We start from the raw sequence: 12,033 nt of genomic DNA, 5'->3' as shown, positions 1-12,033 counted from the left end.
ACCGGCATCAAAGTTGACCACCGAGCGGGAGAAACCGCCGGTTACCGGCATCCCGCCGGAAAAGCCGGCACCCAGGTTGGCGGTGCCCAGGCCAATCAGTTCCTGGTCCGGATCGATTCGCTGGCGCCGCTTGGCGGCCAGAGTCTGGCCGACGGATACCGATTCCACGAAACCGACCACGCTGATCAGCAGGGCGCTAACCGCCAGTTGCTGCCAAAGCCCCATATCCAGACTGGGCAAAGCCAGCTCCGGCAATCCCCGGGGAACATCGCCCACCAGGCGCACACCCCGGGCATCAAGCTGGAACTGCCAGGCCACCAGGGTGGTGGCCAGAACCGCCAGAATGGGAGCGGTTTTGGTCAGGATATCCGCCCTTCCCGGCGCCAGCCCCACAGCCATCAGAAGCGGCTTCAGGCGCTTGCGTGCCAGCACCAGAAACAGCAGCGCGCCGATGCCAACGGCCAGGGTCGCCGGATTGGTATCGCCGATCGACCGGATCAGGGACTGGCCAATCGCCAACAGGTTGTGGCCGGAGGCCTGAATCCCGAAAATATGCTTGAGCTGGCTGGCCGCAATGACAATACCGGAGGCGGTAATAAAGCCGGAAATGACCGGGTGACTGAGGAAATTGGCGAGGAAGCCAAGCCTGAAAACACCCATTAGGGTCAGCATCAGGCCTGACATGACCGCCAGCAGAATCGCTCCGGAAACGTATTCCGGAGTACCCGCTTCCGCCAGCGGCGCCAGCGCGGCCGCGGTCATCAGGGAAGCCACCGCCACCGGTCCTACGGACAAGGTGCGGCTGGTACCGAACACGGCATAGATCACCAGCGGCAGGATACTGGCGTACAGCCCCACCTGGGCGGGCAGGCCTGCCAGCAGGGCATAGGCCAGCGACTGGGGGATGAGCATGACGGTAACGATGATCGCGGCCACCAGATCACTGGTGGCCTGTTCCCGGCCATATTTTGGGGCCCAATCCAGAATGGGCAGATAGCGTTTAAGATTCATCGGGAATCTCAGAACAGGTTAACCGGTACTTTCAGGTAAACCTGACCATTGTCTTCAGCCGGAGGCATATGGCCTGCCCGCATGTTGACCTGGACCGAAGGCAGAATCAGCCGTGGCATATCCAGGGTCGCGTCCCGTTCGGTCCGCATCTTCACGAACTCTTCCTCGGAAACACCTTCGTGGACATGGATGTTTGCTTCCCGCTGCTCGGCCACCGTGGTCATATGCTGATACTCGTCACGGCCGGGCGCCTTGTAGTCGTGACACAGGAAGATACGGGTTTCTGCCGGCAGAGACAGTACCTTCTGGATAGACTGGTACAGGGTGCGGGCATCGCCACCCGGGAAATCACAGCGGGCGGTGCCGAAATCCGGCATAAACAGGGTGTCACCCACGAAGGCGGCATCGCCAACCACATAGGTCAGGCAGGCAGGGGTGTGCCCCGGGGTATGCAATACGCGCCCCTCAAGACCACCGATGGCGAATGTGTCGCCCTCTCTGAACAGCTGATCGAACTGGCTGCCGTCGCGCTGGAATTCGGTGCCGGCGTTAAACGCCTTGCCAAATATTTCCTGTACGTCTCGGATGTGCGCACCAATGCCGGTCTTGCCGCCCAACTTCTCATGCAGGTAAGGCGCGGCCGACAAGTGATCCGCGTGTACGTGGGTCTCCAGAATCCACTCGACCTTCAGATCGTTGCTGCGGATGTACTCGATAATCTCGTCTGCAGAACGCACGTCGGTGGTGCCAGCGGCGTAATCAAAATCCAGGACCGAATCGAGAATGGCACAGGCCTGGCTGTCCGGGTCGCGCACCACATAACTGAAGGTATTGGTGGGTTCATCAAAAAAATGCTGAACGATCGGGTTGCTCATGGCAGTCACCTCTGGAGTATCCGAATATCAAATTTAATATAAGCATATACTATTTCGTAATATGAGGTGAAATGATCTTTTTTTATATGCGCAATGTTCCTGATGCATCAACAAGGCAGTCCCGCCCTGCCTGCTTGGCCATATAGAGCCGATCATCTGCCCGGGCAATCAAGGCATCGGGAGTCGCTGGCTGGTCAACGAACTCTTCGATCGCCGCCACACCCGCACTGACGGTCACCGGAATGTCCGTGTCATTGAACACAAACCTTTCCTCATGCACAGCTTCGAGAATTCGCTGCACAAGCTGTCGCACATCCCCGTGCTCCACGGCGCTGAAGACAACAATGAACTCTTCCCCCCCGAAGCGCACAATTACATCCATGGAGCGGGTCTGGCTCACCAGGATGTCAGCAAAGCGCTGGAGGATATAATCGCCCCCGAGGTGTCCGATGGAGTCGTTGATCGTCTTGAAGTGATCGATGTCGCAGACGATGATCGCGGCGCCAGTTCCCCGACGGTTACTCCGGCCCAGCATTTCATCCAGCCTTGGCATCAGGTAGCGGCGATTATGCAGACCGGTCAGCGGATCACGAATGGACTGGTTCAGCAGCTCCTCTTCCAGCCGATTGCGCTCCAGGGCACCCGACAAGAGGCCAGACACGATAATCAACAGATCGGCCTGGTCCAGACGCCAGGTTCTTCGGCGAAGGGAGTCGACGCCAAAAAAACCCGTCACCCGTCCGCGCACCCGGATAGGCACGCAGAACATGGACGACNNGAATGGACTGGTTAAGCAGCTCTTCTTCCAGGCGATTGCGCTCAAGAGCACCCGACAACAGGCCGGAGACGATGATCAACAGATCGGCCTGATCCAGACGCCAGCTTCGTCGACGCAGGGAGTTAACGCCGAAAAACCCGGTGACCCGTCCACGCACCCGGATGGGCACACAGAACATGGAAGATACGCCCTGCTCCTGAAGCAGAGCCCGCTCGGGTGCGGCCTCCCGCGGCAGTCGATCGACATCTTCGATGAACACCACGCGGCTGCCACTGACCATGCCCTCGATCTGTTCCTGCCACCAGTGAAAATCCTCGATCGGTACCTCTTGCTGGGTCTCAATCAGGGCAGGGACACCGTCCCTGCACCATTCATGGGTATTGGTCATTACGGCGTAATCGTCGGTAAAGCAGTACAGGTAGGCCCGGTCTACCTTGAAAAACAGGCCGATGGATCGCAGGAGCTCATCAATGCACTGATCAATGGTGCCAAAGCCCAGATTGATGAATTCGGTGGAAAGGCGGGCAATGAGCCTCTGGAAACCAGCCTGGAAGGAAAACTCCGCCTCGCTCTCTCGGAGGCTCTGCTCCAGGTTTTTGTAATGCTGGATGTTATGGAACTGACCGTACCAGAGGGTACTGCCATCGGGTTGCCGCTCCGGCTCGGAGCTCACCTCGAACCACTCGTAGTCGCCATTCTGCAGTCTGAGCCGCGCGCGATACGACCAGGTTTTCAGGGTATCCGCAGAGACACGGATACTCTCCATGACGGCCTCAACGTCGTCGGGGTGGATCATCGCAAAAATCGGATCCGCGTTGTCATTCAGATCCCACGGGGCTATGCCAAAAAGTGCCTGAACACGTTCACTGATGAAGGGACAACGATGGGACTCTCGGTCTGCATCCAGCCAATAGATGAAAAGGACGCCAGGCACCCCTGAGGCCAGTTTCTGGAAAAAACGGGCAGACAAACCGGTTTGCTGCCCGTTGCCGGACCTTGACGCCTTGGACACCCTGTCCTCCCAACGGACGAATCACCCTGCTCATAAAAGAGTGTAGCCCACGCTGACAGGAAGCAAACCGATTCCGGAGACGACGAATCAGAGCGAGCCCAGGCGGTTCCTGGCTTCTTCCCGCCGACCGGCATCAGCGACGTCGCGGCCCGCCCTGTCGGGTGCTTCGAGGACTTTCTGCAGATAGCTCCGGGCCCGTTCCGGCTCGCCCTGGTCCAGCAGAAAATCGCCAAAGAAGAAATTGGCATCCATACCATCAGGATTGATCGCCAATGCTTTCTGCAAATACTGACGGGCCTTGTCGTCATCACCGAAGCCCAGTGGCCAGCCGGGGACCTGGTAATAAAGGCTGCCAAGGGATGTGTAAGCCGAGCCATCCAGCGCTTCAGGATCGATTGCCAGGGCCGCTTCCAGGGATCTCCGGGCGTCCTTGACCAGGCCCAGGGCACCGAGACCACCTTTGGCACCGGCGTAGGTGCTCAACACAATACCCTGCCAGATCAGCGGCTCTGCCCGGTTCGGATAATGGGCAACAAACTGTTCCGCCTCGTCAGCCAGGCCCTCGAAGGCTTTCTCTTTTTCGTCCTCCGGTACCTGATACTGGATCTCGGCCCAGCGATGCTGGATGTCGGCCAGCTCGGTCTCAAGAGCAGCCGCCCAGAGCGGCTGGGCAGCCAGACACAGGACCATCAATAAAACACGTTTCATGACAACACTCCCGGATTCAGAAACCGCCGGATCACCGGCAGTTGCTTCAGCATCGCCTTGTCGACAATTTTGGGCAGGATGCCGTTGATGACCACGAACAACTTCTCGGGCCAGCCCAGAAAACGCCGGCGATCGTCATTTTCCATGGCCGCCAGAATCTGCGCCGCCACCGCTTCAGGCGCGTCCATGGCGTTGCCAAGTGCCTGGTTCAGCTCGTTCACGGCCTCCGGGTTCATGTCCGTGGCAGTGGCGCGGGGGGCCACATAGATCACCTGAACCGGGGTATCGGCCAGTTCCCTGCGCAGGGCTTCGCTGAAACCGCGCAGACCAAACTTGCTGGCGCAGTATGCGGTGTAGCCGGGGAAACCGATGCTGCCAAAGGTGGACCCCACGAACACCAGCGCTCCCTGTTCGGCTTTTTCAAACCTTGGTGCAAAATGCCTGGCGACAATCATCGCTGACCGGAGATTGACGGCAATCTGGGCGTCCAGTTCATTGACTGTCATATTGCCCAGGCTGGCAAAGCAGTTCTGGCCGGCACAGTGGATAACGCCATCAATATCCGGATAGGCATCGCCGAGCCGAACCAGCTGCTGGTCGAGGTCCGGCGCCGCAAGATCCAGATGTACGAGCGAGACACCCTCCCGATGTTCGAGCTTTTCCGGGTGCCGGGAAGCGATAATCACCCGAGCACCTGCCCTGACCAACGGCTCTACGAGCGCCTTTCCTATACCGCCGGTGCCACCCAGAAGCAGGAACACCCGATCATGCAGCCTCATGGCGCCGCTCCTTGCGATTCTCGGGCACGGGAATGCTGTGCAGCATGTCGCCGTAAAGCCGGTAGACCATACGGGCCGCCTCGATAATGGCCTGCTGGTCATCCGGATCGGTGATTTCGTTCATCAGGTTCCGGAAGAACTCGAAATGCTCCTGGTCCAGAGCACCATGGGAGTAGAGGTAGCTGAACGCTTCTTTGGGCAGGCCAAGCTGTTTCTGGATGGCTTCACCGAGCGGCGTCGCCAGCTCGATCGACGTTCCCTCAAGCACCTGAACCATGCCGAAAAAGGCGGCCGGGTTACCGCGGTTAATGCGGTCATAGAGGTAGGCGACCATCAGCTCGATAGAGGTATCCGGGCTGCCATGACGAATGGCTTCCTTGTCCTCTCCGCAGGCCGCAAGATCGTTGAGGATCCACTCATGGTGGCCATACTCCTCCTCGATGTATTCCACCAACGCCTTTCGCACAAATTCCAGACGCTCGGGCAAGCGGCCACCGCAGGCCATCATCAGGGGCACGGTGTGTTTCACGTGGTGATACGCCTGGGTGAGAAACCAGGTATAGCCATTGAGGTCAAACCGGCCCTCGCGGATGGCCTCAATAACAGGCGCACCGGTTACGTGGGCGCGGGCTCGTGCAGTTTCGGACTGCAGTCGATCGAAAAATGCCATGAAAGATCCTCCTGGCGGGTTTGAAAGTTCAGAATTGGATATCGAAAGGTTCATGAAAATCGGAAATGCGCCGGCCAGCAGCGTTGGCAGATCCGCCTGAATCTGTTGGCGAACAGGCCGGCCGTTTGCAGTCAGGTAGCCCTCGGCCTGGCTCAATGGCTGACGGCGGATATAGACACCGGACAAACGAGCGTAGTCCGGCAAATTGTTGTTCAGAACGTCCAGCTGCGAGCGCAACGCATCGGGTGAGCGGCCATCCTGCACAACAACGAGGGCGGAAGGGCGGGGATCGCCATCACCAAACACCACCGCCTGGCGGGCACCTATCGCCTGGATGAGTTCACTCTCCAGCCATTCCGGGCTGATGTTGCGACCAAAGCTGGTAATCAGAAGGTTCTTCGCGCGACCGCTCACCGACAGGAAACCCCCGGCATCCCGGGAACCCAGGTCACCGGTATCCAGCCATTCATCCCCTGCCGGTTCATCCCCCAGGTAACCCAGGTGGGTGTTCCCGGCCACCAGAATGTGTCCGCGGTCATCCACCCGTACCCGAACATGGGAGAGCGGTTTACCCACCGCACCTTCGCGTTCGGTTCCAGGCACGTTCAATGCAACCACGGAGCTGCACTCGGAAAGCCCATAACCCTCATAAAGCGGCAGGCCGACCGCGCGGCCCCTGGCAAGCAGGTCGGACGAAACCCGTCCGCCACCAACCGCCAGAAACCGGAAAGAATTACTGTCCAGCTGTTTCTGTTCGGCCGCAGACACCAGCGCCATAGCCAGTTCCGGCACCAGAATCAGGGACTGCGGCTGGTGTTCGTTGATGCCCTGCACCAGCCGGCCGATGTCCAGCCCACTGCTTCCGGTCATGCCCAGATCCTGCAAGGGGGCGACCATTACCGTACTGCCCATAAGCAATGGCAGATAAACCCCGGCAATGTTCTCCAGCAATGTGGCCAGTGGCAGGATGCACAGGTGCCGCTCAAGGTCGACGCCCTCAAGACGCTCCTGCAAGGCCAGCGTGGTGGCCTTCATCTGGGCCACCGACAGGCAGACGCCCTTCGGGTTGCCTGTACTGCCGGACGTAAAGGTTATCTTCGCGGTCTGCTCCGGCATCCAGGCGGCTGCCGCTGTTACCGGCAAATGCCTTAGCCAGACACCATGGCCAATGTGCTCACCGCCATTGCTTGCGCCCCCTGACAACAGGCAATCAAGGCCAGCTCGTTCAGTCAGGTGTTCCGTCTGGGTCCGTGAAAAAAACACCGGCACGGGGACACACACCACCCCGGCAAGCAAACAGGCCAGATCGGCAAGAATCCACGCCACGGAGTTGTCGCCACACAGGCCGGCCCGGCGCACACCAAGGCGGGTCAACTGGTCGGCGAGAGCCTCGGCCGCCTGTATCATCTGAGCGTAAGTGAAGGCCGACTCCGGCCCCTGGAGCGCCGTTTGTGAGGGTTGGTCGGCCGCCTGGCGTTGCAGAAGTTCAGGCAATGTGGCCATAGGAACCTCCTGCCATCGCTTCTTCCCCGGGGGGTTCGGACTCAACCGGCTGAATCAATCTGAGCAAACCGGCGGTCCGCAGTGCGGACATGCCATCGGCGACACGAATGGCCATCACCACCGGATGATGATCGTAATAACGCCCCCAGCCGGCACCGCCATCGGGCAACATGGCGGGATCGGCAGTCGCCAGGACCTGAGTGGCAATGCCCAGGCGATGGAAACTGTTGCGTAGCTGATCCGTGCCGGTGCACACCACCCAGTCATAACCGGCCCCATCCAGCCACACCGACAACGAGGCAAACAGGAAACGGCTGACGCCGGCTTCAACGCCCGCCAGATGGGCAATCTCCGCGATCCGATGTCGCTCGATGCCCGCAACCGGCATCACCGACTCCACCGGCACCGACAGATAATCTTCCAGAAACAGCTTTTCCAGCGCGGCGTTGCGAACACCGACCGCCGCCAGAAGGCTGCCTTGAGCCGTGGTCAGGGCCAGGAGCGCCGGTATGCGCAGAGAAGGCTCTGCGCCATAGGCATGCAGGAAGCGGCGGCGAATAAAACCCGCAACCGTCTCGGCCATTGCCGTGTCTGGACGGATCTCGTTAAACCAGCGACCGGCACAACGGATGACCGGAACCACCTCCTCGGAATCCGGGGGACAACATGTGGACATCATCAGCGGGTCTGTCATAAAAGGCCTCCCTTAAGGTACGCCTACCAGACTAGGGCTCCAGCCTTAACCAGGGCTTAAGAACAGCCGGAAGTTTTCTTAAGCTGGCCTTAAGATTTCTGTGCCAGAATGATCACCAGACCGGTAACAGGACCTGCCATGCGGATATTGCTTGTAGAAGACGACCATCACCTGGCCAACACCATGCTGGGAATGTTGCGTGACGGACAGAACACGGTGGACTGGCTCGACGACGGCCAGCAGGCCCTGGGTGCACTCACCAGCGAGCACTTTGATCTGGCAATACTGGACCTGACTCTGCCCCGCGTTGATGGCCTGGACATCCTGAAGGCAGCCAGGAAACAGGGCGTGCAAACGCCGGTGATCATCCTGACTGCCCGTTCCGGTCTGGATGAAAAACTGACCGGCCTGGATGCCGGCGCCGATGACTACCTCACCAAACCCTTCGCCATGGCGGAGCTCAAGGCCAGAATCCGGGCAGTCACACGTCGGGGCTCCTCGGTGCCGCAGAACGGTCTGACGGTGGGCCAACTGGTGCTCAACCCGGACAACGGACAACTGACCAGCGGCGGCGAAACCACCACATTGCCCCGCAGTGAATTCCAGATTCTTCACTACCTGATGCGACACCCGGATCAGGTAGCCACACGACGACGGCTGGAAGAACAGCTTTACGGCTGGGACCACGGCGCGGAAAGCAACGCCCTGGAGGTGCACATCCACCACCTGCGTCGCAGGGTTGGCAAGGAAACCATTCGGACCCTACGCGGTGTCGGTTATCTGCTCGACAGCCAGGCTGCCGCCAGGGTGACCGAATGTCCCTGACCCGCACACTGACCCTGCTGGTTACCTCCACCGTTCTGCTGATTGCACTTGTTGCTGCGGCCTGGAGCTACATCGAAAGCAACCACGAGCTCGAGGAGCTGTTTGACGCCGAGCTGGCACAGAGCACGCGGATCGTCCAGGGACTGGTACAGCACCTGGCCGACACCCAGTCTGTCGAGCAACTGCCAAAAACCCTGAGCGAAACCCTGGAACTGCCCCGGCCCGACACGCCAGGAGTCGATTTCGAAGCCGACAATAACGAAATCTTGCCGGGCGGCACCGGGCATAAATATGAAAAGAAGCTGGCGTTCGAGGTCTGGACCCCGGAACGCGAACCGCTGCTGGATACGCTCAAAGCCGACGACACCGAAGGCCTGACACCCGGTTACTCCTGGGCAGAGTCCAGCGGCTTTCGCTGGCGCGTATTCACGCTTCAGGACCCGACTACGGGTTTCTGGATACGGACGGCACAGCGTGAGGATATTCGTGAAGAGCTCAGCGAGGAGCTGGCCCTGGGGAACATTCTGCCCCTGTTGATTGCCCTGCCCCTGCTGTTACTTGCCGCCAGTGCCGCCATCCAGCTCGGTTTCAGGCCGCTTTTAAAGCTTGAGCGCCCAATCCGCAACATGGCCCCGGAAAATATACACCCACTGGACGACCGGCAGGCGCCCAAGGAAGTCGCCGGTCTGGTGCAGGCGGTGAATGGTCTGCTCCGGCGCCTCAACCAGGCCCTGGAACGGGAGAGGCGGTTTTCTGCCGATGCCGCCCACGAACTGAGGACACCGCTTACGGCCCTGCGCCTGAATTTGGAAAAAGTCTACGAGAACGACCCGGAGCAATACGGCGGTCTGATCCAGTCCGTGGACCGCATGGTGCACCTGGTTGAGCAGATGCTGCTGCTCAACCGCGTCGACTCTGGTGCCGATTTCACCCCGGAATACCACAACCTGTCTGCCATCGTGGAACAGAGCATTGCCGATGTGGCACCGCTGGCCCTGAAAAAGGACATCGACCCCGTGCTGCAGGACGATGCCGGTCAGGCCCTGGTCTCCTGCCACAGCGCCTTGATCAACACGCTCATGCGCTCCCTGCTGGCGAACGCCATCCAGTACAGCCCCGAACACACAAGCATCGAAACACACCTCACGCCTGCCGGTGAGGGATACCATATAACCGTGTGCGACCAGGGCCCCGGCATCCCAGCCGAGGCACGTGAGCGGGCTTTGAGCCGTTTTGTCCGGCTGGACCAGCGACTCGGTGGTGGCGCGGGTCTCGGGCTGGCCATCGCCAGGCGCATCGCTGAACTTCATGGTGGCCAGCTCACCCTGGGCGACCGGCCGGATGGCAACTCGGGCCTGTGCGTCAGCATCTGGCTCCCGGCCCGTGCCACCTCTCGTCTCAAGAAGGTTTAAGATTGTTTTAAGGTTTGAGGAGGATACTCCGGCCCAATTGAACAGGGCCGACAGACGGCCCGGTTGATATTCCGTTTTCGAGGATGTCTTTACATGGGTCAGGAAAGAACTCTTTCGCTGGTTATACCGGCCAAGGATGAAGAAGCCAACATCGCTACCCTGCTGACCGAGGCCTATGGGGTAATGCGTGACTATCACGGCTTTGAGGTGGTGCTGGTGGATGATGGCAGCACAGACAGCACGCTGGACACAGCCGTTCGGACAGCCCGGGCCCTCGGCGGCCGGTTGTTGACCATTCGCCACGAGCGCAGCATCGGCCAGAGCGGTGCCCTGGCATCGGGTATCCGACAGGCCCGGAGCAGGTTGATTGTTACCATGGATGGCGATGGCCAGAACGATCCGGCCGACATTCCCGCCATGCTGCAGAAAGCCAACACCATGCGGAACCCGGACTTCTGTATTGCCGGCTATCGCAAGAATCGCAAGGACACTGCGTGGAAGCGCTTCCAGTCCCGCCTGGCCAATCGCGTGCGGGATGCACTGCTTCATGATGGCGTGCCCGATACCGGTTGCGGCCTGAAGCTGTTTCCCCGGGAAACCTTCCTCAAACTCCCCTGGTTCGATCACGGACACCGATTCATCCCGGCGCTGGTACGCGGGATCGGCGGTGACATTGCCATCGTGGAGGTAAACCACCGCCCACGCATCGCCGGGATTTCCAAATACAACGCCTGGAACCGGACCTGGGCCGGCATCCTGGACCTGCTCGGTGTACTCTGGTTGCTGCACCGCACCCGGGTTCCTGTTATCAGCAGTGCCGGTCAGGCCGATCCACAGGGATCGGTGGCGGAGCGCTCCTGACATGATCAACGGTTCCCGCTGGCTGGCCTTCGCCGCCCTGGTGCTGGTTGGCTATCTGACCATCCACAACGGCTGGCTCGACTTCATTGCCGACCAGAATGAAGTGGCGAACTATCTCCACAGCCATGGTGTCGGCGGATTGGTGGTGATTACCCTCGCCGGCGCATTGTTTACCGGCCTCGGCGCTCCACGCCAGTTGCTCGCCTTCGTGCTGGGTTTTGCGCTGGGCGGGTTCAACGGGACACTGCTGTCGACCCTGGCCGCCGCCATCGGGGCCACCGGCTGTTTCCTGACCGCCCGCTGGCTGCTGCGAACGCCATTGAGCCGGCGGTTCAGCCATCGCATGCAGCAGTTTGATCGCCTGTTCCGGGAGCAGACGCTGTTGAAGGTTCTCATGGTGCGTTTGCTGCCGGTGGGCAGTAACCTGGTGACCAACCTTGTCGCAGGCTGCTCCGGGATCCGTTTCTCACCGTTCCTGTTCGGCAGCACCCTGGGCTATCTGCCCCAGATGCTGGTGTTTGCCCTGGCCGGTGCCGGTATCGGCAATGCCAATGCCTATCAGCTTGCCGTGAGCATCGGCTTTTTCATTCTCGCCTCGCTGATTGGTGCTTTTCTCTATCACAACCAGAGGGCCAGGACGCTGGCCGATTCCGTTTCCGACTCTCTCTGAGACCGAACCATGCCTGCATCACCCTTCGTCCGCCACCTGCCGGACACCGTGTTTAACCTGTCCCGCAATCAACTCCTGCTGTTACTGCTGGCCTTTGCCGCAGTCGTGATTTTTACCGGGATCGGACTACGTTCCCCCTGGCCTGCCGACGAACCGCGGTTCGCGGAAGTGGCCCGCGAAATGGTCGCCTCCGGGCAATGGCTGATCCCCATGCGGGGTGGTGAGTTCTACCCGG

13 protein-coding genes are annotated in these 12,033 nt (G+C 60.1%); 5 read left to right on the top strand and 8 right to left on the bottom strand.

The window, feature by feature from the left end; genetic code table 11:
* The 8 genes from B2W52_RS08170 to B2W52_RS08135 form a co-directional block, all read right to left on the bottom strand.
* Window positions 1-1,011 (bottom strand): SulP family inorganic anion transporter (locus tag B2W52_RS08170; protein WP_286802417.1); only part of this gene is annotated, 1,011 nt, incomplete at its 3' end.
* 8 nt (window positions 1,012-1,019) lie between these two features.
* Window positions 1,020-1,886: an MBL fold metallo-hydrolase gene (locus B2W52_RS08165; RefSeq protein WP_008177122.1), complete on the bottom strand. Its 867-nt coding sequence runs from the start codon at window positions 1,884-1,886 to the stop codon at window positions 1,020-1,022.
* A gap of 82 nt (window positions 1,887-1,968) precedes the next feature.
* Window positions 1,969-2,547, bottom strand: coding sequence for a GGDEF domain-containing protein (locus tag B2W52_RS08160; RefSeq protein WP_286802414.1), 579 nt, complete (start codon window positions 2,545-2,547; stop codon window positions 1,969-1,971).
* Window positions 2,474-3,598, bottom strand: a complete 1,125-nt coding sequence (locus B2W52_RS08155) for a GAF domain-containing protein (RefSeq protein WP_476738519.1) — start codon at window positions 3,596-3,598, stop codon at window positions 2,474-2,476. Before B2W52_RS08155 ends, B2W52_RS08160 begins: the two co-directional genes overlap by 74 nt.
* A gap of 165 nt (window positions 3,599-3,763) precedes the next feature.
* A complete protein-coding gene (locus tag B2W52_RS08150; RefSeq protein WP_273069099.1) occupies window positions 3,764-4,384 on the bottom strand; it encodes a tetratricopeptide repeat protein in 621 nt (206 codons plus the stop codon).
* Window positions 4,381-5,163: an SDR family oxidoreductase gene (locus B2W52_RS08145; protein ID WP_273069102.1), complete on the bottom strand. Its 783-nt coding sequence runs from the start codon at window positions 5,161-5,163 to the stop codon at window positions 4,381-4,383. The genes B2W52_RS08150 and B2W52_RS08145 overlap by 4 nt, the downstream gene beginning before the upstream one ends.
* A complete protein-coding gene (locus tag B2W52_RS08140; protein WP_273069104.1) occupies window positions 5,150-7,336 on the bottom strand; it encodes an AMP-binding protein in 2,187 nt (728 codons plus the stop codon). The genes B2W52_RS08145 and B2W52_RS08140 overlap by 14 nt, the downstream gene beginning before the upstream one ends.
* A complete protein-coding gene (locus tag B2W52_RS08135) occupies window positions 7,320-8,030 on the bottom strand; it encodes a thermostable hemolysin (protein WP_273069105.1) in 711 nt (236 codons plus the stop codon). The genes B2W52_RS08140 and B2W52_RS08135 overlap by 17 nt, the downstream gene beginning before the upstream one ends.
* Before the next feature lie 138 nt (window positions 8,031-8,168).
* On the opposite strand from B2W52_RS08135, the gene B2W52_RS08130 reads away from it, so the two are divergent.
* The 5 genes from B2W52_RS08130 to B2W52_RS08110 all read left to right on the top strand — a co-directional run.
* Entirely contained in the window at window positions 8,169-8,855 is a 687-nt protein-coding gene (locus B2W52_RS08130) for a response regulator (protein WP_008177104.1), read from the top strand.
* Complete coding sequence (locus B2W52_RS08125) at window positions 8,846-10,267, top strand: ATP-binding protein (protein ID WP_273069108.1); 1,422 nt, start codon at window positions 8,846-8,848, stop codon at window positions 10,265-10,267. The genes B2W52_RS08130 and B2W52_RS08125 overlap by 10 nt, the downstream gene beginning before the upstream one ends.
* Before the next feature lie 93 nt (window positions 10,268-10,360).
* Window positions 10,361-11,128, top strand: coding sequence for a glycosyltransferase family 2 protein (locus B2W52_RS08120; protein ID WP_008177102.1), 768 nt, complete (start codon window positions 10,361-10,363; stop codon window positions 11,126-11,128).
* 1 nt (window position 11,129) lies between these two features.
* On the top strand, window positions 11,130-11,798 hold the full coding sequence (locus tag B2W52_RS08115; RefSeq protein ID WP_008177101.1) for a TVP38/TMEM64 family protein: 669 nt from the start codon (window positions 11,130-11,132) through the stop codon (window positions 11,796-11,798).
* A gap of 9 nt (window positions 11,799-11,807) precedes the next feature.
* The coding region (locus B2W52_RS08110; protein WP_414673491.1) for an ArnT family glycosyltransferase at window positions 11,808-12,033 on the top strand (226 nt) is incomplete at its 3' end.

The organism is Marinobacter sp. UBA2498 (assembly GCF_002341575.1).
In the GTDB taxonomy this organism is placed as follows: domain Bacteria; phylum Pseudomonadota; class Gammaproteobacteria; order Pseudomonadales; family Oleiphilaceae; genus Marinobacter; species Marinobacter manganoxydans.
The sequence above is the reverse complement of the archived record's forward strand: the minus strand, read 5'-3'. Positions and strand labels throughout refer to the sequence as shown.